Source organism: Sphingomonas sp. GlSt437 (assembly GCF_048015635.2).
In the GTDB taxonomy this organism is placed as follows: domain Bacteria; phylum Pseudomonadota; class Alphaproteobacteria; order Sphingomonadales; family Sphingomonadaceae; genus Sphingomonas.
In genome coordinates this window covers 1-20,268 of the sequence record NZ_JBPGYA010000004.1, presented here as the reverse complement: position 1 = coordinate 20,268, position 20,268 = coordinate 1, and the positions used below count along the sequence as shown (strand labels likewise).

Genomic DNA, 20,268 nt, shown 5'->3' with positions numbered 1-20,268 from the left:
ATACTCCGGTTTCGACCTTGGCGGGTTGCCCGGTCACAACCGATATAATGACAGCATCCCGAACCGTGTCAAGCCCCCGTAAAGTCTGAACGGCAATAATTTTAGCCGCTAAAATCGTCGTTCTGGTGTTCCCAAATATTTCCCAAGCCCGCAGCCGCGCACAACAGCGCCCATGCCGAATAGGGAATCTGATCGTCGCCGCCCGTCCAGCGCCGAATAACGCGGGTATTGCTCAAGCCTAGAAACTTGGACGCGCTGCCCCCTGTCATGTCCGCTGCTTTGAGGACCGCCCTTACCTCATCCGGCGTCGGCTGCTGCCACCCCTGATCGGCGGGCAATAGGCAATCTGGCCGAACATCAATCATGCGCGCGTCTGTTCCTTCGCTGGCGTTGCTCCTCATGGCGGCCGAATGAGGAATATGCCCGATAGGCAGGGAAGGGAAGGGGGGCACGCTGCCCCCCTGTGGCGCTAGTCGAGCGCGGCACCGATCGGCCCCGCTTCCGAATGTTGGGCGGCATAGGCAGATGCCCACGCATAGAGCTGGGCAAATTGATCCTCGCCGTATTTTTCGTGCATATGCCCCAGCATGAACAGGGTGGCTATAAGGCCCGCCGCGTCGGCCGAAACGTCGCCAGAGAAGCCGTTGCCGTCCCATTCCAGACGATATTGGGGCTGATCGCCGGGGGCCATGTAGAACCCGCCGTTCGATAGGGTGTAGAAATGCCAATATGCGCCCGTGTAGTCGGCGGATAGCTTGGACATATAGCCATAGGTGACGGCCTCGACCTCGATCATGCGCGCCAGCCCGAACAGCCGGGGCAGGCACATAATCCGGTCTTCTTCGCCAACCAGCACGGCGGCAATTCTCTCTCTGTTGCTCATCGGACTTCTCCGGTTTCGACCTTGGCACCATAGCCCGGCCATATCCGATATATTGGAAGTTTCCCGGTTGCTGTCAAGTTACGCTCGCCCGCCATGAAAATCTTTTAGCCGCTAAAATGGCCTCCATCGCAAGGCATATTTGGTCGCTGCCCCGCAGTTTTACAGAGTGCCGCTATCCGCGCCCCGAATGGACACGCATGTCAGCTCCCCAAATCGGAGCCTTACCCCCTTTTTGGTGTTCAAACAGTCTCAATTAAGCGTTGCGCGACTAGCGCAACTCCGCATCACCTTAGATAAATAAACTCAAGGGGAGGTTCAGAACCATTATGAGACTCACGGCTAGGCAACAACGCCATCACGGGCGCAAATGCCGTTCCATAGGCTGATTAGGGCCTCCGCTGTGGCCTTGCATGTCGTCGTCTCCCGTATGTAATCGGCCTTGCTCAACCGGGAGAGCATCCAAGCCTCATCTTCAAGCCGGTCCTGTAGGCGCTGGGCCTCGTCGTCGGGCACCGGGGCAGGGCGCTTGCGCCGGTCGAGCAATTCGAGAAGCATCCTCGGCAATTCCACCCGATAGGCATTGGAGGTCTGCTCTGATCGCGCCCCGTCCTCTGTGACGGTGTGGACGTAGCGCCGCAGGCGCGCCAGCAAGCCGATGCTGGTAAGGGCGTTCAAGGCCCTTGCGACGGTGGCCCTAGAGACGGTCGCCCATTCGGCTATCATTTCATAGCTGGGCACCACGTTGCCCCTGAAACGCTCCTCCATCCGCAACAGGGCTTGATACACCCGGATCGTGGAATTGGTGATGCTCATGCAATAGTGCTCGAACTGCGTTATCTCGCGCGGCTCGCGCCGCAGCTCCGCGCGCAGGGCGCGGCCCTTTTCAAACGCCAGATTGATCGCACGCCAGCATCCCTTGCGCGTCTTGGTGTCTCGCGCCGCGAGGAAGCCCTTTTCTACGTCGCTCCCGGCTTCCTTGCTGCCGCCGCGCACGCGGGCCTTGGTGATGTGCTTCCCGCCCCGGCTACGGTCGCCATAGGCTCGGCCGAAAAGCTGCTGGGTCAGCTCCCCGATCGCCAGCGGCCCTTTTCTTCTGGTGTCACTCATCGTCGTCCCTCCTTTGCGAAGGGCCGGGAGACAGGCAAAAAAATCCCGTTGCGCGAATCAAGCGCCCTTGAACCGAAGTCCGAAAACCGCTAAGTGGGAAATTGTCTGTAGGTTCAGTGTTGGCGCACTGTCCCACTAAGCGGTTTTGAGGGTGCCCGGCTTCGAGCCGGGCATTTTCTTATCCACTCACGGCCAGAAACTCCTGTTGCAGAAACATATCGTCCCCGATCCGCTCTAGGATCGCGTTGATTGCAGCCTCGCGGGACGTGAATCCCTTGCTGGCTTTCACCCTCTCCACGATCTCGACGGCTTTAGGGGACAAGGCCAAACTCATGCGCTTAAAGCCCTGCTCGCTCTGTGCCTTGGCGCGTTTGCGCTGGGACAGCGTGGAGGGTTTGAGTTGCGTATGATTCGCCATAATGCCCCGGCTTAAAGGACATTAAAGGTTCTGGCAATTCAGTGCTGAAAAAATATGCTGGCGACTGAAAGACATATATAGAAAAGCGGTCTGCGTTTACGTCGAAGTCCGCAGTTCAAGAGCATCAACGAGTGGCTTCTTGGGCCTACCAACTGAAAGAATCGAAGCTATAGCCTTACATTATCGAGCTACGCGCTACAGCCGTAATTTTCAAAATTGGTCGCCGCGATCTGATCGGCAATTAGCATCTTGGGGCCTGCGCTCGATCCTGCGAGCATTTACGGAATGGACGCCAAAGAGAATTACGCGGAAGCCTGATCTTGTCTCTCGCGCGTCACTTTCTTCTTTCAATCCGTTCGCTGCCACCCGTTATGCGCGCTCGCGCGCTCGGCCCGGCTCGTCCAAAAATGATGCTATAAACAATCATATTCGGCGTCATACCGCTTCCTTTCTCGCGCGCTCCGGCATATCCTCCGCAGCTACCCGGAATTTTAGCGGCTAAAACCAACCCCCTTGCGGAAGAAAGAAACCGAACCTGTGTATCGGAAGGTTCTCGCGATTAACATTAACCGCTTCTTGGCCTTAAGACGGCTCAAGAAAAAAGACCTCGCGGAGAACGCGGGGCTGTCTGTGTCCTTCGTATCTGACGTTACAGCCGGTAAGGGAAACCCGTCGCTCGAAACAATCGCCGCCATCGCAAATGCTCTGGAAGTCCCGCTTGTCGCGCTACTGGAACCGCCGCCTATCGGCACCGATGGCTGGGACGCCAGCCTAGCCGATACCTTATCAAAAGAAGATAAAAAGCTGGGGCTTCCTCCCGGTTATAAGCGCGTTTCCGCTATCGTCACGGATCATCAAGCGTTTCAGATAGCACAATGGCACAAGGCTGCCCACGCTAAGTTGCGTCGGTCCTGACAATCCCCCCAATCTGAACCTAATTCTTTGCAATCGTTCTGGTTGCCTCCATGAAAATTCCGGTATATCCCTTGCGTCCATTTTGTTTTGGCAGGGACGGTGCTTCATGGAGGCCAAGGGGGAACCCGCTCAAGATACGGTAAAAGAGCGTGCGAAGGAGATGCTTCGCCGCTCCATGCAACCGCTTATGTTGGATGCGCTTGCCGACCCCAAAACCGTTGAGCTGATCCTGAACGCCGATGGCAAGCTATGGCTGGAACGCCTTGGCGAACGCATGATCTGCATCGGTAAGGTCGCCCCAAGCCGGGCCGAGGCGATCATCAAGGCGGTCGCTGGCTATCATAACAAGGAAGTGACGCGGGCCTCCCCGGTTCTGGAAGGCGAGTTTCCTATAGATGGCTCGCGCTTCGCCGGACAGATGCCCCCGGTCGTGCCCGCGCCGACCTTCGCCATCCGAAAACGCGCCGTGGCGATCTTTACCCTCGAACAATATGTGGAGGGCGGGATTATGACGGCGGAGCAATGCAGCCTCATCCATGAGGCTATCCGCGCGCACCGCAACATTCTGGTGATTGGCGGCACCGGCAGCGGCAAAACAACGCTAGTGAATGCCATTATCAACGGGATGGTGGACGCGGACCCGACCGAACGGCTCGTAATCATTGAAGATACCGGCGAGATTCAATGCGCCGCTGAAAACTACGTCCAGTTCCACACGTCCCCGCAAATCACCATGACGGCGCTGCTCAAAACCACGCTGCGGATGCGGCCCGATCGTATCCTAGTGGGCGAGGTGCGCGGCCCGGAAGCCCTCGACCTGCTCATGGCGTGGAACACCGGCCACGAGGGCGGAGCGGCCACGCTGCACGCCAACAACGCCGAAGCGGGCCTTAGCAGGCTCCAAATGCTCATCAGTATGCACCCCGATTCACCACGGCCGATTGAGCCGCTGATTGGTGATGCGGTGCATTTGATCGTCCACATCGCGCGCACGCCAGAGGGTCGCCGCATTGAAAGCCTGCTGGAAGTCGGGGGCTTCGTGGATGGGAAATACATTTTGCGCAAACTGTGAAGGAGCATGACATATGACGTTGTTTTGGAATGACGCCGCCGCCCGCCGTAAGGCGCTCATATGGGGTATGCTGGGGCTGGCGCTCGTCATGCTCCTGCTCTGGCCTCACGCGGCTTGGGCCTCGGATACCACGGGCGGCCTGCCTTACGAATCCTATCTGACCAAGGTGCGCCAGTCGATGACCGGCACCGTCGGTTATACCTTCGCCCTCGTCGGCATCGTCGTTGCCGGTGGTGTCCTGATCTTCGGCGGCGATCTCAACGGCTTTGTGCGAACGCTGTTGCTGATCGTCCTCGTCGCCTCGATGCTCGTCGGCGCTAACTCGGTCCTGTCCTCCATCACGGGCGGCGGTGCGGTGATTACCGGCACCGCTTCGCCCGCGCTGGCAGGCTAAAGGGGAGGGCCGGTCAACATGGCTCTGCGATCAGTGCCTATTCGCCGCTCTGGCGTCCGCAACAATCTGTTTTTGGGTGGGGACCGCGAGCTGGTCATGCTCACGGGCCTAGCGTCGATGGCGCTGATCGTTCCGGCCATCAATTCCTTGAAGGCGTGGGCCGCTGGCCTGCTGATCTGGTTTGCAGGCGTGTGGGCCTGTCGTCTCATGGCGAAATCGGACCCGCTGATGCGGTTCGTTTACATGCGGCACCGCACCTATCGCCCCTACTACCCGGCCCACTCCACGCCCTTCCGCAAGAACGGCCGCCTGCAATTCCGCCGCTACCGGCAACCGGGGAAGAAAAAATGATCCAGACAATCGCTGTCGTCATAGCGATCTTCGGGGCGGCCCTGCTCGCGGTCCTCGCCTTTGCGTCCTTCGCCAACGCGGCCGAACGCAAGCTGGCCCGGTATCGCTCCAAGGATGAAGGGCTTGCCGATCTGCTCAACTATGGGGCGATGGTCGATGATGGCGTAATCGTCGGCAAGAACGGCTCGTTCATGGCCGCGTGGATTTATGAGGGCGACGATAACGCCAGCTCCACCGACCGCCAGCGCGATATGGTCAGCTTTCGGATCAACCAAGCTCTCGCCGGGCTGGGCAATGGCTGGATGATCCACGTTGACGCGCCGCGCCGCCCTGCTGCCGCCTACTCGGCTGCGGGTCTGTCGCATTTTCCTGACCCGGTGACGGACGCCATAGATCAGGAAAGGCGCGAATTATTCCAGTCCCTCGGCACCATGTATGAGGGCTATTTCGTCATTACCGCGACCTATTTCCCTCCGGTCATAGCGGAGCAAAAGTTTGTCGAGCTGATGTTTGACGACGATCGGGAGCGGCCGAACAACAAGCAACGCACGGCCGACCTGGTTGAACGCTTCAAGCGCGAAATCACCACATTTGAAAGCCGTCTGTCCTCGGCCGTGAAGCTGACCCGCCTTCGCGCTCACAAGGTCGAAAATGAGGACGGCTCGACCGTGACGCACGACGACTTTTTGCGGTGGCTGCAATTCTGCGTCACCGGCAAAAATCAGCCGGTCGTGCTGCCCTCGAACCCGATGTATCTCGATTCCATCATCGGCGGTGTCGAAATGTGGACGGGCGTAATCCCGCGCATCGGCAACAAGTTCGTCCAGACGGTAGCGATCGAAGGTTTCCCGATGGAATCGACGCCGGGCATCCTCTCGGCGCTGGGCGAGCTGCCGATTGAATATCGCTGGTCCACGCGGTTCATATTTATGGACCTCCATGAAGCTGTGAAACACCTTGAGGATTTCCGCAAAAAGTGGCGGCAAAAGGTTCGCGGCTTCTTCGATCAGGTTTTCCAGACCAACAGCGGCAAGATAGATCAGGACGCCCTTTCGATGGTGGCCGATGCCGATAATGCGCTGGAGGAAGTCAACTCCGGCCTTATCGCACAAGGATACTATACCGGCGTCGTCGTCCTGACGGACGAAAGCCGCGATAAGGTAGAACAGGCCGCGCGCCAGCTTGAAAAGGCTATCAACGCACTCGGTTTCGCGGCCCGTATCGAGACGGTGAACAACCTAGAGGCGTTCTTGGGCACGCTGCCGGGGCATGGCGTCGAAAACGTCCGCCGCCCGATCATCAACACCATGAACCTAGCCGACCTGATGCCGACCAGCTCGATATGGACCGGCCTCGATCATGCGCCGTGCCCGATGTATCCGCCCAGCTCGCCCCCGCTCATGTCTGGCGTCACCAACGGCTCCACGCCGTTCCGGCTCAATCTCCACGTCCGCGACGTGGGGCATAGCTTCATCTTCGGCCCCACGGGCGCAGGCAAGTCAACGCTGCTCGGCCTGCTCGCCGCCCAGCTCCGCCGCTATCCCGGCATGTCCATTTTCGCGTTCGACAAGGGCCTGTCGCTCTACCCGCTGGCGAAGGCGGTGGGCGGGGCGCATTTCACTGTCGCCGGGGATGACGAAAAGCTCGCCTTCTGCCCGCTCCAATTCCTCGAAACCAAGTCCGATCGCGCATGGGCAATGGATTGGATCGACACAATCCTAGCCCTCAACGGCGTGGCGACCACGCCCGCGCAACGCAACGAAATCGGCAACGCCATCGTCAACATGCACGCCAGCGGGGGCAAAACCCTCTCTGAATTTGTGGTCACGATTCAGGATGAAACGGTGCGCGAGGCGATCCGCACCTACACGGTGGACGGCTCTATGGGCCATCTTCTCGATGCGGAACATGACGGCCTGAGCCTGTCGGAATTTACCGTGTTTGAAGTCGAGGAGCTGATGAACCTCGGTGAAAAATACGCGCTGCCGGTCCTCCTCTATCTTTTCCGGCGTATCGAGCGATCTTTGAAGGGCCAGCCTGCCGCGATCATCCTTGATGAAGCATGGATTATGCTGGGGCATCCCGCCTTCCGGGCCAAAATCCGCGAATGGCTCCGGGTGCTGCGCAAGTCCAACTGCCTTGTTCTCATGGCAACGCAAAGCCTGTCTGACGCCGCAAATTCGGGCATCCTTGACGTTATCGTGGAGTCCACCGCGACCAAGATTTTCCTGCCGAACGTCTATGCGCGCGATGACGATACCGCCCAACTCTACAGACGCATGGGCCTCAATACACGCCAGATTGAAATCTTGGCGACGGCCATCCCCAAGCGCCAATATTACTATCTCTCGGAACAGGGGCGGCGGCTCTTTGAGCTGGCGCTAGGCCCCGTGGCCCTGTCCTTCGTCGGCGCGACCGACAAGGAATCCATCGCCACCATTAAGGCCCTTGAAGCGGCCTATGGCCCGGCATGGGTCAACGAGTGGCTGGCCATCCGTGGCGTCGAATCCACCATCAATATCGGCCGCGCGGCGGCGGCCCCCTATACCTCGGAGAAGCTGCATGAGTCTGTTTGACAAGCTGCGGGGGCGGCGAGCTGCGGAAAGCGCCCCGGTTGATCCCAACCCCTACCTGAACGCGCGGCGGCAATGGAATGAGCATGTGGGCGGCATCGCTGCCTCGCGGCGCTTGTGGCAGACTATGGCAATCCTTTCGATGCTGATCGTCCTCGCCGCTGTCGGCGGCATCATAGCGATTGGCAGTCAGTCGAAATTCATCCCTTACGTGGTCCGCGTGGACTCGCTGGGGGACGCGATAGCGACCCAGCGGGCCGATGTGGCTTCGCCGGTCGATGCGCGCGTGGTGCAAGCGCAAGTCGGCTCCTTCATCCAGTCGGCCCGCATGGTGACGGCTGACGTTGAACTCCAAAAGCAAGCCATTTTCCGGGTCTATGGGATGCTCGCGCCGAACGATCCGGCGTTGGCAAAGATGACCGACTATCTCAACGGCAATCCCGACAATACGCCTTTCGCCCGCGCGGCGCGGGAAACCGTGTCGGTCGAAATCGCCTCGGTAATTCAGCAAACCAAGACCTCTTGGCAGGTCGATTGGACCGAGACGGAGCGCGATCGGCAAGGCCAGCCTATCCAGCCTCCGGCGAAAATGCGCGCGCTCGTCACGATCCGCGTTGCGCCGCCCAGCTCGGCCACCACGGAGGAACAAATTAAGCAAAACCCCTTGGGCGTGTTCGTCCAAGATTTCTCTTGGTCGCGCACACTCTGATGGGAGGGACAATCAACATGAAGAAGATCGCCTATTTCGCCGCCGCCCTCGCGGCGCTGCCTTCGATCGCGTCCGCGCAGGACGGCCCGCCGCTTCCCGACGACATGCCGCCCGCGAACGCGCCCATGCCTGCCGGGGGAGGGGCGCAAGTAGATCCCAATGCCTATATCAGCCCGCGCAATCCGAACCTGACGCGCACCCAGCGCGAGGGTCTGTCGATCGCGCGGCGCTGGCAGGCGGAAAGCGCCGAAGGCATCAAGCCGGTGCCGGGCACCGAAGGCGCGGTATTGTTCGCCTTCGGCACCTCCGAACCCTCCGTGGTCTGTGCTGTGCTGCAAATCTGCGATGTGCAGTTGCAGCCGGGCGAGAACATCAATTCGGTCAACGTGGGCGATAGCGCCCGCTGGCTGATCGAACCGGCCGTTTCCAATTCCGGGCCGAACGAAACCCAGCATCTTATCATCAAGCCGCTCGATGCGAACTTGAATACAACGCTGATCGTGACGACCGATCGCCGCACCTACCATATCCGGTTGGTGTCGCACCGGACGCAATTCATGTCGCGGGTGGCGTTCACCTATCCCGATGAAGCGCAAGCCAAATGGGCCGCTTTCCGCGCTCGATCGGACACGGCGCGCGCCGAAAACACGATGGCGGTGCCCGATGGCGCGCGCGGGACGGGCAGGGGAGGGAGCGAATATCTCTCCAATCTCGATTTCCACTATAGCGTTGACGGCCGCGCACGCTGGAAGCCCGTCCGGGTTTACAATGATGGCGTCAAAACCATCATCGAAATGCCGCACGCGATGGAGCAGACGGAAGCGCCATCGCTGCTGATCGTCCGGGCCGGGGGCAGCGTCTCCAAGGCGGCTGATACCTCCATCGTCAATTACCGGCTCCAAGATGGCCGCTACATTGTCGATCAGATTTTTGACCAAGCGGTCCTCATCTCCGGTGTCGGCAAGCGCCAAGAGCGCGTCACCATCACAAGGGGGGGCTGATCGTGCGCGGTGCGATTTTTGTATCAGTGGCTTTCCTGCTTACGAGCTGCGCGGGCGTTTCGCACCGGGACAGCTTCGCCGTTCCGGCTCCTCCCGATCAGGCCCAAGCCCTCGTTGACGATTCCGTGGCGGAGCTGGTGAAACTCTACCCGCCTGCGATTAGCCGGGTGCTGATCCCGACTACCGGGGGCGGGGCCTATGGTGACGGCTTGCGCTCCTCGATGCGCCAAGCAGGCTATGCGGTGATTGAGGCGGGCAAGGGCGTGAAGCCCGATCCTGCGGCCACGCCGTTGCGCTATTACGTCGATCAGCCAATTGCCGATTCCTACCGCGTGACGCTGCGGGTCGGCGCGCAAACTTTCTCCCGCATCTATGGCGTGGATGAAAAGGGTATCTACCCGTCTGCCGGGTGGGCGCTCGATCTGACCGGCGCAACGCCGGAGCTGATCGAACGGGCGAACCGGCCCGTAGCGCCTGCCGCACCTCCTCCCGTTCCGTCGCCCGTCGCCAGCACGCAACCCGGCTTCGGCGGCAATGGAACAGAGGCCGGAACGTGGTCTGTCAGCCTGACGGGCTTCTCCTCCGAAAGCGCAGCACGCGCCTATTGGCGCGCGACGGCGCGCCTTCGCCCTTCGTGGGCGAGCGTGACGCCGCGCTTTGTCCAAAACGGACGCTCTCACGGCATCCAATTCGGACAGTTTCAATCCAGCGCGACGGCGCGCGCCAAGTGCAAGGGCATCCGTGCCGCGCGCTGTGGCGTCGTCAAGGCCGGGTAAGGGGGTAAGTTTATGTCTGATGCTGATAGCATGTCGCCGGAAGCCTCGCCGGGCGGTGCAGCGGACGGGAATAGCGGACGCTTGGTGACAGGTGTTCGCAGGGTCAATAATGCGCCGCTGCTGATCGTCCTTGGCATCGTGGCGCTGTTCATCGCCATCGTAGTGTCGATTATGATTGATCGCTCCTCGGACAATGCGGCGACCAAGGTTCAACCGGCTGTCGGGCAAAGCTCGGCCGATGTTGCGAACAAGGTTGCGGGGACAGCGCCAAGCGGCGCTGCGGAAGTTATGGCGAACGCCCCCCCGCTGCCGCCCGCCGATGGTATTCCGGTCGCGCCGGTTGATCCCAACGCGCCGCCAACCGTCACCGCCTCGCCAGCGCAACCTAACGCCCCCACGGCGGCCGATCTGCGCCGCGCACGCATGGAAGCCATACGCGAAGCACGCCTTGCCCAATTCGGTAGCGCCGTGCGCTCTCCTACCGCCCTGAAATGGCAGGACGGCCGCAATGGGGCATCCTCTGGCGCTGGCGGCATGAGTGGCGGCGCTGATCCGGCAAGCCAGCTCGTCGCCCTCCAACAGCAAATGGCCGCTGCGATGGCGCAGGGCCGCCAGCCCTCGGCCTCCGACATTGCCACCCTTACGGCCCTGTCAAACCAAGTGGCCGGGGGAGGGGCCGGAGCCGCGCCGGGAGCGTCCAATGCCCGTCCGCCTGCCAACTATGGCCAGTTCGCCAACAATGCGGGTGGCAATCGCTGGGCCTCGAACAGCCAAGTGGAAGCGCCCTCGCGCTACCAGCTCCGCGCGGGCTTCGTCATTCCCGGCACGCTGATCTCCGGCATCAACTCGCAAATACCGGGGCAGATTGTGGCGCAAGTTTCCCAAAACGTGTTCGATACCGCCACGGGCCGCTATCTCCTGATCCCGCAAGGCTCGCGCCTTGTCGGCGCGTATGATTCCAACCCGGTCTTTGGGCAGACGCGCGCGCTCATCGCGTGGCAACGGATCATCTTTCCTGACGGCAAGGCGATCGACCTTGGCGCTATGCCGGGGTCGGACAGCGCGGGCTATGCCGGGTTCCATGACCAAGTGAACGCGCATTGGTTCCGTATCTTCGGCTCCGCGCTGCTCATGTCGGGTGTGACCGCTGGCGTAACCCTTAGTCAGCCGCAAACCGGCCTGAACGCCAATGGCACTATGTCCGCCAGCCAAGCCCTTAGCCAAGCTCTCGGCCAGCAGCTCGGACAGACCACGGCGATGATGATTGAGCGCAATCTGAACATATCGCCCACGCTGATTATCCGTCCCGGCTTCCGCTTCAATGTGGTTGTCGTGAAAGACCTCACGTTTTCAAAGCCTTACCGCTCATTCGATTATTGACGCCAGATGAAAGGGAGCAAGCAAAATGAAGTCTCGATTTTTAGCCGCTAAAATTTCTTTGGCGATCACCCTCGCGCTGGCGGCTCCGTCCGCCAATGCGCAAATCTCGGTCATCGACGTTGCGAACGTCCGCCAGACAACCGTTTCCGCGCTGCAAAATGTCGCCACGGTGGCGAAGCAAATCCAGCAGTATCAGACGCAGCTACAGCAATACCAAAATATGATTCAGAACACGGTCGGCGCGCCGGTCCAGCTCTGGCAGCAGGCTACGCAAACGATCGACAGCCTGCAAAGTCAGGTCAATCAAATTAGCTCGTTCGCGCGCCAAGCTGGTGACGTGAACACCTATATGAACCAATTCAAAAATCCGTCTTACTATCAGACCAACGCTTGCACCTCCGGGAATTGCTCGGCCGCGCAAAGGACAGCGGCTTTGTCTGCCGCGCGTGCCCGCACGACTAGCCAGATGGCCGCAAATGCCGACGCTATGAACGGCATCAACAGCGCCATGACGACGCTCGCGTCTGACGGCCAGCGCCTCGACCAATTGCAAGCCAACGCCACGGGTGCCAGCGGTCAAATGCAAGCTCTGTCCTATGCCAACCAATTCGCGGCGCAACAGGCCAGTGAGTTGCAGAAGATTCGCGGCGTGCTGCTCGCGCAAAGCGCCGCGCTGACGGCCCAATCGCAATATCAGCTCGATCGGGATGCTGCGGCAATGGAAACCGGGACGGCGAAAATGGGCACCAAGCCAACCCCGGTAGGAACCTACCAGAATTAAGGAGCAACTATGTCTCGAACTCTAATCATTAGTCTGGTCGCCATTGCGCTGATCGTCGTCGCGGTGGTCGTCGTAGTCAAAAATGAAAAGCCTGCCCCCGTCACCGTGGAAACTCCGCCAAATGTGACGATTGAGGCCCCCTCCAACAAAATGAAGACCAAGCCAACGCCGATCGGCAATTACCAGAATTAAGGACCGCACTATGAAGGCTCTAGCTCGCCTGCATCTGTCCGCCTTGGGGTTGGCGCTCACGTTCGCCGCGACCCCTGCCTATGCGCAATCGCAAGGTATGCTCGATAATGTTCTGAACAGATATAAGGGCATGGCGGCGGCGTGGGCGAGCGTCTTCACAACGCACGCGACAATTCTGTTCGGCGCTCTGGCCGCGATCAGTCTCATATGGACTTTCGGGCAAATGGCGCTGCGCCGCGCCGATCTTGGCGAATTTGCCTCCGAGACAATCCGTTTCGCTGTCTTCTGCGGTGTCTTTTGGTGGCTCCTCATCAACGGCCCGGCGATCGGCATTGCAATCATTGAAGGCTTGCGCTCGCTGGGTGCCCAAGCATCGGGCCTTCCTAATAACCTCGCCCCATCGGGGATTGTCGATATTGGATTCGACATTTTCCGCCAAACCAATGAAGAATTTTCGATAACCTCGCCGTTCCAATCTACGATTCAGGTTCTCATCGCGCTTGGCGTCCTGATCGTCTTGGCGCTCGTCGGCGTGAATATGCTGCTCCTCTTGGCGTCCGGCTATATCCTTGCTTATGGCGGGGTTATCTTCTTGGGCTTCGGCGGTTCCCGTTGGACCTCCGACATTGCGCTGAACTATTTCAAAACGGTGGTCGCGGTCGGCGCGTCTCTGATGACGATGGTTCTCATCGTCGGCGTCGGGAAGACGTTCCTTGACCAATATTATGCGCAAACGGGTGCGGGGGCGACCGTTCAAGACTTGGGCACCATGCTTGTCTTCGCGGTCGTGCTTCTGGCGCTCGTAAACAAGGTTCCCGCAATGGTCGGGGGCGTTATAAGTGGCGGCTCGATCCACGCGGCGGGCGGTATCGGAGCCTTTGGGGCAGGGGCCGCGCTGGGTGCTGCCGGGATGGCCGCTGGGGCGGCGGCCACGGGTGGAGCTATGATCGCTGCTGGCGCGATGAACGCTGCGGGTGGAGCCAGCGCGATCAAGGCCGCCTTCGCTGCCGCTGGTGGGAGCGGTGGTGAAGGCGGCCAAACCGGCATGGGAGGCGGGCAACCGCTTTCGTCGGCGGGCGACATGCCGGGAGGCGGCGATAACGGCGGCGGCGGTGGCGGTGGGGGCGGCGGCACGCCCCTTAGCGTCGCTATGGGCGGCGATGGCGGTTCCCCCCCGGCCAATGACAACAGCGGCCTTCAAGGCGGCTCGGAAGCCGCCAGCGCGGGCGGCGGCACGGCTACTAGCGCCGCTGCGGGTAGCGAGGCGGCCGATCGTGAAGACGGCAACGGCGGCGGCGCTGCCGGTGGCTCGCCTGCGGGGGAGGGGGAGGCCAGCTCCGCCAGCTCGCAAGGTGAAGGCACGCCCGAAAGTGGCGACACTGGCGGCACGCAACGCACCGGCCTTAGCCGTGCGGCGAAAACCGCAAGCATCCTCGGCGGCGCTGCCGCTGGTATGGCGGTGGGCGCTTTGAAAGAGCGGGTGGGAAATACGGTGGGCGGCCGACTGGCGGCCAATATCCGCGCGTCGGCCGCCTCGGCATCGTCGGGAAGTGAAACGCTCGCTCCCGCGACCGGCGCGGGCAGTCCCGCCAGCTCGTCCGATTCATCGCCACCCCCCACGGCGCAATTCGCGGGCGATACCATTTCGGCCGCCCGTGATGCGGGCGACATGGAGACGCCAGAGGATGAAGTTGCGGCCTTCGTCCAGAGAAGGGGGGACAGCTAATCATGGCCGCTGATCTGCCTCCGGTTGTCATAGAAGAACGGGTGCAATGCTCGATCGCGGCGGCGCTGCGCTATAACATTCCGGCGAACGTCATGCTGGCGGTCGCGGAACAAGAGAACGGTCGGCCCGGCGCGCGCGTCCAGAACACCAATAACACCGCCGATCTTGGCTCGATGCAGCTCAATTCCAGCTATATTCAATCGCTGGCACGCTACGGTATCCGGCCCGAATATGTGCTTGCGGCGGGGTGCTATCCCTACAACCTCGCTGCATGGCGTATCAGAAACCATATCCGGGATGACAAGGGCGACCTGTGGACGCGGGTTGCCAATTATCATTCCCGAACGCCGGTCCATAATGCCCGCTATCGGGCGCTGATTATGGCGAAAGGTGCGCGCTGGGAGGCGTGGCTTTCCTCGCGCTATAATACCTACAGCGTGAACGGCATCCCGGTAAGCGGCGGCGCTCCTGCTGCGCGATCGGCCTCGATCCCGCTCACGATCACGGCGGCCGACGCGACGGGCGGGGGCCAGCTCGCGGCGCAACCGGCGATCGTCCAGCCCCAAGGCAGCGCCGACGCCTCGGCGGGCTATGTCGCCTCGATCTTGGCCGCTGCGTTCAATGCTCGCATAACCGATACGTGGCGGGCGCTGGAAGCCAATTACGGGGCCGCCAACAGCTTTCACAAATATGGGCAGGCGGTCGATTTCGTGCCGCGTGCCGGGCTGCACACGATCACGCGCGAGCAAATCCGCGCCGTGATGGCGCAACATGGTATTCGCGTGGCGGAGCTGCTGGGGCCGGGGGACCGGGGCCATGCCGATCATTGGCATCTGGCGTTCTATACCGGCGATCAGACTCGGCCGCTCGATCGCGCTCAAATTGTCGTCGCCAGAGCGGAACGCGGGGTAGGGGGTCTAACCTCGGCGGCCGTGCAGCCGATGGCCAGCTATGAGGCTGCGCCAGCTCCACAAGCCCGCATCATGGCGGCTCGGCCGAACGCCGCGCCTATTTCCGTTGCGGTCAATTTCCGGCGCGACATGCTGCATCCTTCGCCTACCGATCCCACGGCGGACCCGCGATTTATTCCGCGCACAATCACCGCCAGCAATTGAAGCGACGGCGCGCTAGGCGCTCAATTCGGCAAGCCGGTGTGGGCGCTGATTCCCATCCCGGCCAGCTCCTCAATGAGCCAGTCTCGAAAGTCCGAAATGGATTTCGCGCCTTCGGCCCGCAAGGCGGCAACGTCTTCCTCTTTGAAACTCCAATCGTCCTTGCCGATGTGGCGCAAGGCGCGCCTGACGCAATGTTTCTGATAGCTGTAGATCGCGCAGCGGAGATACCCGCGAATGATCTTTTCCATAGCCGCATCGTCATTGCGGTGGCGATCTAGCATTGCGTCAAGGTCAGCTATGGACGGATTGGGATCAAGCATGGTCGGCCTCGATCTGTAGGGCGAGCTGGGCGAGGCGATCGGGGGCAAGCAAGTCGTCGGCCGCTAGGTCGATGGCGAAGGGTTCGCCGGGTTCGAGCGGCCGTCGATCGGCGGCGAACGCGGCAAGATAGGGTTGCGCCGCGTCGGTTTCGATCCAGCGCCAGAAGGCAGGCCCTTGGCCGAATAGCCCGGCCTCGAACATATCGAGCCGGGCTTGCGCGAAATCATCGCACATTAGGCGAAGTGGATCACGGCCGATTCAGTGGTCCGCCCCTGCGGACGCACGACAATATCGACCTTACAGCCAAGCCGGGTGAGCATGGCCAGAAGCCGCTCAACCGAGACGCTGCGGAACTGGCCTCGCAGGATGCGCGACAATTCCGGTTGGGTAGATCCCGTAACCTTGGCGGCGGCGATCTGCGTCAATTTACGTTCCTGCATGGCCTCGGCTACACGGGTAACGAGCTGGGCTTTCAAAAGGTGGGTGTCGGGGTCGGCAAAGCCTAGATCGGCAAAGACATTGCCGCTGCCTTCCTCAATGATTTCGTCCTGTGCGCTCATGCTGTGCCTCGCGGGGTCTGGTGTTGCCGGTGATGCTCCTCGGCGGATTTCAGCCGCGTTCGGATCAAATCCATATCGGCCTGCGGCGTGGCCTTGCCCTGCTTGGATTTCTTCTGGAAGGCGTGCAGGACATAGACCGCCTCCGCGAATTTGACCGTATAGACCGTGCGGAACGTATCGCCTTGGTGGTCGTCTATGATCTCGACCACGCCAGCGCCGCCAAAGCCCTTCAACGGCTTAGTGCTGGCGTGCTGCCCGCCTTGCTGCGCAAGGTGCAGGGCATAGCCCATTACGTCCTGCACATCGTCCGGGAACTCCCGAAAATCGCGCTTTGACGATGCCACCCATCGAACCGGCCGTTCCGTATCCATCGCGGCTATTATGCACAAATATACATAGCCCGCAAGCGGAAATTATGCGCGTATGTGCATATTGCCAGCTCGCTATGCCGATTGAGGCGACCGCGATCGGGGCGGCTCAATCGAGCGCCCTGCGCGACGAATGTATCAACGCCGGGGATGCAGGGCCGTAATTTTAGGCTCTGTTGCAAAAATCGTGAAGCTTGAGCATGCTTGGCGGAGATTGGACGGACGGAACGATGACGGATTTCAAGTGGCGCCATTTCCAGGGTGATGTGATCCTGTGGGCGGTGCGCTGGTATTGTCGCTATCCGATCAGCTATCGCGACCTTGAGGAAATGCTGGCGGAACGCGGCATTTCGGTCGACCATACGACGATCTATCGCTGGGTCCAGTGCTACGCCCCGGAGATGGAGAAGCGGCTGCGCTGGTTCTGGCGGCGTGGCTTTGATCCGAGCTGGCGCCTGGATGAAACCTACGTCAAGGTGCGGGGCAAGTGGACCTACCTGTACCGGGCAGTCGACAAGCGGGGCGACACGATCGATTTCTACCTGTCGCCGACCCGCAGCGCCAAGGCAGCGAAGCGGTTCCTGGGCAAGGCCCTGCGAGGCCTGAAGCACTGGGAAAAGCCTGCCACGCTCAATACCGACAAAGCGCCGAGCTATGGTGCAGCGATCACCGAATTGAAGCGCGAAGGAAAGCTGGACCGGGAGACGGCCCACCGGCAGGTGAAGTATCTCAATAACGTGATCGAGGCCGATCACGGAAAGCTCAAGATACTGATCAAGCCGGTGCGCGGTTTCAAATCGATCCCCACGGCCTATGCCACGATCAAGGGATTCGAAGTCATGCGAGCCCTGCGCAAAGGACAGGCTCGCCCCTGGTGCCTGCAGCCCGGCATCAGGGGCGAGGTGCGCCTTGTGGAGAGAGCTTTTGGCATTGGGCCCTCGGCGCTGACGGAGGCCATGGGCATGCTCAACCACCATTTCGCAGCAGCCGCCTGATCGGCGCAGAGCGACAGCCTACCTCTGACTGCCGCCAATCTTTGCAACAGAGCCCATCCGATTGCCTCCCGAAAAACTTTGTGCCTCAGCCGAACGGCGCGACGCCGCTCAGCACGCGGATGCCATGCGGGAATGGCGTGTTGGGAGCTTGCGGCTGCCCGTGAACCTCCACCGCCATCGACGCTTGTCCTAGCGATAGCAGCAGGCAGAAAAGCGTCGCGTTCTCGCCTTCGATCGCATCCAGCGGAAAAGGTTTGAGATAATCGAGTATCGCTGGCGCGCGCTCGACCATGACGTCGTAAAGGAGCATGATGTCTTCCATCGAAGCTTCGCAGCGCGCCTTGGTGCGCGCCTCGATGGTTCGCCCCGCCCAACGGTCCACCAGCGGCTCGAGATCCTTGAACCCGGCGGGCAGGGTGGTCGCGATCTTCGCGTCGGTCATGCCAGCGCCTCCCGCACGGTGCTCGCCTTCACCCATTTATCGAGGGTTGAATGGAGATGGCGAATGGCGACCTCATTTTCCTGCAGATACATGAAGCCCTTTGCGCGCGATTGCATGCCTTTCTGGGTACGGGCGACAATGGTCAGATCCTCGAGCACCACCTCGACGATCCGGCTGATGAAAAGCTCCTGCCGGAAGCGTTCGGCAACGGTCGCCGCAGGCGGCGCGTAGAAGCGCGCTTCATACCGCGTGGTCTTGTGCGACGTCGGCCAGAAACTATGTGTCCAGAAACCGCCCGGCCCGAAGTCGATATGGACGTGCGGAAAGACATGGTAGACGTCCTGCGCCCAACTCGTCGATTTGGTGGGATTGACCGCCGGATGCTCGAGAAAGCTAACCAAGGCAGGATCGTTGCTGCACGAGGTCACGCTCGCGGTGCTATGCGTATCCTGCCCCAGCCGTTCGACCTTGTTCGATGGCTTGGCAGCATAATTTGCGTTGCCATAGGTCGATATCAGCCTGTGCGCGCCGAGCATCCGCGCATCGAGCATGTGCGCGAACGGGTTTTCGGGAGAGGCGTAGGTCGTCCCGATCGTCTCGGCGTGGAGCACGGGGATGTGATAGGTCTCTTGGCCGGCATCGCAGATCGCCTTCCAGTTGGCATCGATATCGGCCTGGATGACGATCGGATGGCCTGCGGCGGGATATGGTATGCCCGCCATCAGGTCAGCGAGCGGACCCAGAAACTCTCGCAACGAAACCTGCGGCTCGGGCGACAGGTTGATGAAGACCCATCCTTCCCAGACCTCGGCTGCGATCGGGGTAAGTCCGCAGTTCTTCTTGTCGAAATTGAAGAAGGAGGACTCATCGGGCACGCCGACCAAGCTGCCGTCGTTCTTGTAGGTCCAATTGTGATAAGGACAGACGAACTTCCCGGCATTGCCTGATGGCTTGAGGACGACATGGCTGCCACGATGCGAGCAGACATTGTGGAAGGCCCGCACATGGCCTCCCTTGGAGCGCGTGATCAGGACATTCGCATCGCAGACATCGATGTCGCGGGTGACGAAGTCCCCCGCATTTGGGATTTCCTCCTCCCGGCCCAGCAGCAGCCAGGCGCGACGGAACACCTGCTCCTTTTCCCGCGCATAATGTTCGGGCGAGATATAGGATTCGACCGATACCGGGCCGGTCGACAAACCCGCTTCCACCGTCACGTTGGATGGCGATAACTTGAAAAGCTGCTCGTTCATGTCGACTTCCTCTCTGTCCGCTCTGCTCGCAATGGGTTATCAGTGTTGAGTTGCACTGAGAAGTGACCCGGGATTTTCATTGAGAAGTGACCCGGGATTTTCATTGAGAAGTGACCCGGGTGGGCGTGGATGATGTACTGCCTGCGACGAGCAGGGTCAAGCGGGTGATTTGTCCTTTCTGGATTTTGGGGCGGCGGAACTGGCTCTGAAGCGGAAGCTGTCATTGCCGGTTTCAAGGATATGGCAATGATGCGTGAGGCGATCCAGCAGGGCGGTGGTCATTTTGGCATCGCCAAAGATACTGGACCACTCGCTGAAGCTCAGGTTGGTGGTGATAACAACGCTGGTCCGCTCATAGAGTTTGCTGAGCAGATGGAACAGCATGGCCCCGCCTGAAGGGCTGAAGGGTAGATATCCCAGCTCATCAAGGATGACGAGGTCGAGGCGCAACAGACGCTCGGCCAACTGGCCCGCTCTGTTTGCGGCCTTTTCCTGCTCCAACGCATTGACCAGATCGACGGTGGAGAAGAAGCGGATCTTTTTGCGGTGATGCTCAACCGCCTGGACGCCCAAAGCCGTCGCGATGTGGCTTTTGCCGGTGCCTGGTCCGCCGATCAGTACGACGTTGTCGGCGCTATCCATAAAGTCACCACGGTGAAGTTGACGCACGAGCGCCTCGTTGACCTCACTGACGGCAAAGTCGAAGCCTGCCAGATCCTTGTAGGCCGGGAACCGGGCTGCCTTGATCTGGTAAGCAATGGACCTGACCTCCCGCTCGGACATCTCCGCCTTGAGAAGCTGTGAGAGGATCGGAACGGCAGCATCAAAGGCTGGCGCGCCCTGCTCGATCAGATCACCAGCGGCTTGCGCCATGCCATACATTTTGAGGCCACGTAGCATGACAACCACAGCGGCGCTGGCCGGATCATGACGCAT

General features: G+C 60.7%; 25 protein-coding genes. 14 read left to right on the top strand and 11 right to left on the bottom strand.

The window, feature by feature from the left end:
• Positions 1-101: 101 nt before the first annotated feature.
• The 4 genes from ACLB0R_RS16280 to ACLB0R_RS16265 form a co-directional block, all read right to left on the bottom strand.
• Complete coding sequence (locus ACLB0R_RS16280) at positions 102-401, bottom strand: hypothetical protein (RefSeq protein WP_019053946.1); 300 nt, start codon at positions 399-401, stop codon at positions 102-104.
• A 68-nt stretch (positions 402-469) separates the two neighbouring features.
• A complete protein-coding gene (locus tag ACLB0R_RS16275; protein WP_006954205.1) occupies positions 470-883 on the bottom strand; it encodes an antirestriction protein in 414 nt (137 codons plus the stop codon).
• 339 nt (positions 884-1,222) lie between these two features.
• Positions 1,223-1,990: a helix-turn-helix domain-containing protein gene (locus tag ACLB0R_RS16270; RefSeq protein ID WP_006954207.1), complete on the bottom strand. Its 768-nt coding sequence runs from the start codon at positions 1,988-1,990 to the stop codon at positions 1,223-1,225.
• A gap of 178 nt (positions 1,991-2,168) precedes the next feature.
• A complete protein-coding gene (locus ACLB0R_RS16265; RefSeq protein WP_019053948.1) occupies positions 2,169-2,408 on the bottom strand; it encodes a hypothetical protein in 240 nt (79 codons plus the stop codon).
• Between the two features lie 513 nt (positions 2,409-2,921).
• On the opposite strand from ACLB0R_RS16265, the gene ACLB0R_RS16260 reads away from it, so the two are divergent.
• The 13 genes from ACLB0R_RS16260 (at position 2,922) to ACLB0R_RS16200 (ending at position 15,393) form a co-directional block, all read left to right on the top strand.
• Positions 2,922-3,323: a helix-turn-helix domain-containing protein gene (locus ACLB0R_RS16260; RefSeq protein ID WP_019053950.1), complete on the top strand. Its 402-nt coding sequence runs from the start codon at positions 2,922-2,924 to the stop codon at positions 3,321-3,323.
• 106 nt (positions 3,324-3,429) lie between these two features.
• Entirely contained in the window at positions 3,430-4,395 is a 966-nt protein-coding gene (trbB, locus tag ACLB0R_RS16255; RefSeq protein WP_026149853.1) for a P-type conjugative transfer ATPase TrbB, read from the top strand.
• Between the two features lie 13 nt (positions 4,396-4,408).
• Positions 4,409-4,789 (top strand): TrbC/VirB2 family protein, encoded by a 381-nt coding sequence (locus ACLB0R_RS16250; RefSeq protein ID WP_006964400.1) that lies wholly within the window; start codon positions 4,409-4,411, stop codon positions 4,787-4,789.
• Between the two features lie 18 nt (positions 4,790-4,807).
• Positions 4,808-5,140, top strand: a complete 333-nt coding sequence (locus ACLB0R_RS16245; RefSeq protein WP_026149854.1) for a conjugal transfer protein TrbD — start codon at positions 4,808-4,810, stop codon at positions 5,138-5,140.
• On the top strand, positions 5,137-7,716 hold the full coding sequence (locus ACLB0R_RS16240) for a VirB4 family type IV secretion/conjugal transfer ATPase (RefSeq protein ID WP_006964396.1): 2,580 nt from the start codon (positions 5,137-5,139) through the stop codon (positions 7,714-7,716). The genes ACLB0R_RS16245 and ACLB0R_RS16240 overlap by 4 nt, the downstream gene beginning before the upstream one ends.
• Positions 7,703-8,422, top strand: a complete 720-nt coding sequence (locus ACLB0R_RS16235) for a VirB8/TrbF family protein (RefSeq protein WP_006964394.1) — start codon at positions 7,703-7,705, stop codon at positions 8,420-8,422. The genes ACLB0R_RS16240 and ACLB0R_RS16235 overlap by 14 nt, the downstream gene beginning before the upstream one ends.
• A gap of 17 nt (positions 8,423-8,439) precedes the next feature.
• Positions 8,440-9,423, top strand: a complete 984-nt coding sequence (gene trbG / locus ACLB0R_RS16230) for a P-type conjugative transfer protein TrbG (RefSeq protein WP_006964392.1) — start codon at positions 8,440-8,442, stop codon at positions 9,421-9,423.
• 26 nt (positions 9,424-9,449) lie between these two features.
• Entirely contained in the window at positions 9,450-10,199 is a 750-nt protein-coding gene (locus ACLB0R_RS16225) for an SPOR domain-containing protein (protein WP_158011143.1), read from the top strand.
• A 30-nt stretch (positions 10,200-10,229) separates the two neighbouring features.
• Complete coding sequence (locus ACLB0R_RS16220; protein WP_006964383.1) at positions 10,230-11,579, top strand: TrbI/VirB10 family protein; 1,350 nt, start codon at positions 10,230-10,232, stop codon at positions 11,577-11,579.
• A 25-nt stretch (positions 11,580-11,604) separates the two neighbouring features.
• On the top strand, positions 11,605-12,360 hold the full coding sequence (trbJ, locus tag ACLB0R_RS16215; protein ID WP_006964381.1) for a P-type conjugative transfer protein TrbJ: 756 nt from the start codon (positions 11,605-11,607) through the stop codon (positions 12,358-12,360).
• 9 nt (positions 12,361-12,369) lie between these two features.
• Entirely contained in the window at positions 12,370-12,552 is a 183-nt protein-coding gene (locus tag ACLB0R_RS16210) for a hypothetical protein (protein ID WP_006964379.1), read from the top strand.
• A gap of 10 nt (positions 12,553-12,562) precedes the next feature.
• Positions 12,563-14,278, top strand: coding sequence for a P-type conjugative transfer protein TrbL (gene trbL, locus ACLB0R_RS16205; RefSeq protein WP_006964377.1), 1,716 nt, complete (start codon positions 12,563-12,565; stop codon positions 14,276-14,278).
• A 2-nt stretch (positions 14,279-14,280) separates the two neighbouring features.
• On the top strand, positions 14,281-15,393 hold the full coding sequence (locus tag ACLB0R_RS16200; RefSeq protein WP_006964375.1) for a transglycosylase SLT domain-containing protein: 1,113 nt from the start codon (positions 14,281-14,283) through the stop codon (positions 15,391-15,393).
• 20 nt (positions 15,394-15,413) lie between these two features.
• On the opposite strand, the gene ACLB0R_RS16195 is transcribed toward ACLB0R_RS16200, so the two are convergent.
• The 4 genes from ACLB0R_RS16195 to ACLB0R_RS16180 are packed head-to-tail and all read right to left on the bottom strand — an operon-like array spanning position 15,414 to position 16,645.
• Entirely contained in the window at positions 15,414-15,713 is a 300-nt protein-coding gene (locus tag ACLB0R_RS16195) for a hypothetical protein (protein WP_006964373.1), read from the bottom strand.
• On the bottom strand, positions 15,706-15,948 hold the full coding sequence (locus tag ACLB0R_RS16190; RefSeq protein WP_006964372.1) for a hypothetical protein: 243 nt from the start codon (positions 15,946-15,948) through the stop codon (positions 15,706-15,708). The genes ACLB0R_RS16195 and ACLB0R_RS16190 overlap by 8 nt, the downstream gene beginning before the upstream one ends.
• Positions 15,948-16,274: a helix-turn-helix domain-containing protein gene (locus ACLB0R_RS16185; RefSeq protein WP_006964370.1), complete on the bottom strand. Its 327-nt coding sequence runs from the start codon at positions 16,272-16,274 to the stop codon at positions 15,948-15,950. The genes ACLB0R_RS16190 and ACLB0R_RS16185 overlap by 1 nt, the downstream gene beginning before the upstream one ends.
• Entirely contained in the window at positions 16,271-16,645 is a 375-nt protein-coding gene (locus ACLB0R_RS16180; RefSeq protein ID WP_013041565.1) for a type II toxin-antitoxin system RelE/ParE family toxin, read from the bottom strand. Before ACLB0R_RS16180 ends, ACLB0R_RS16185 begins: the two co-directional genes overlap by 4 nt.
• A gap of 227 nt (positions 16,646-16,872) precedes the next feature.
• Here ACLB0R_RS16180 and ACLB0R_RS16175 point away from each other — a divergent pair, with 227 nt between their 5' ends.
• Positions 16,873-17,637, top strand: a complete 765-nt coding sequence (locus ACLB0R_RS16175; protein WP_001389365.1) for an IS6-like element IS6100 family transposase — start codon at positions 16,873-16,875, stop codon at positions 17,635-17,637.
• An 85-nt stretch (positions 17,638-17,722) separates the two neighbouring features.
• Here ACLB0R_RS16175 and ACLB0R_RS16170 read toward each other — a convergent pair whose 3' ends face one another.
• From ACLB0R_RS16170 to istB, 3 genes are all read right to left on the bottom strand, one after another.
• The gene (locus ACLB0R_RS16170) at positions 17,723-18,079 is read right to left on the bottom strand and encodes a hypothetical protein (protein WP_086486214.1); all 357 of its coding nucleotides are present in this window, start codon (positions 18,077-18,079) and stop codon (positions 17,723-17,725) included.
• Positions 18,076-19,332, bottom strand: coding sequence for an aromatic ring-hydroxylating oxygenase subunit alpha (locus ACLB0R_RS16165; protein ID WP_416644396.1), 1,257 nt, complete (start codon positions 19,330-19,332; stop codon positions 18,076-18,078). Before ACLB0R_RS16165 ends, ACLB0R_RS16170 begins: the two co-directional genes overlap by 4 nt.
• Before the next feature lie 156 nt (positions 19,333-19,488).
• On the bottom strand, positions 19,489-20,268 hold the full coding sequence (istB, locus tag ACLB0R_RS16160) for an IS21-like element ISRsp3 family helper ATPase IstB (protein ID WP_006955904.1): 780 nt from the start codon (positions 20,266-20,268) through the stop codon (positions 19,489-19,491).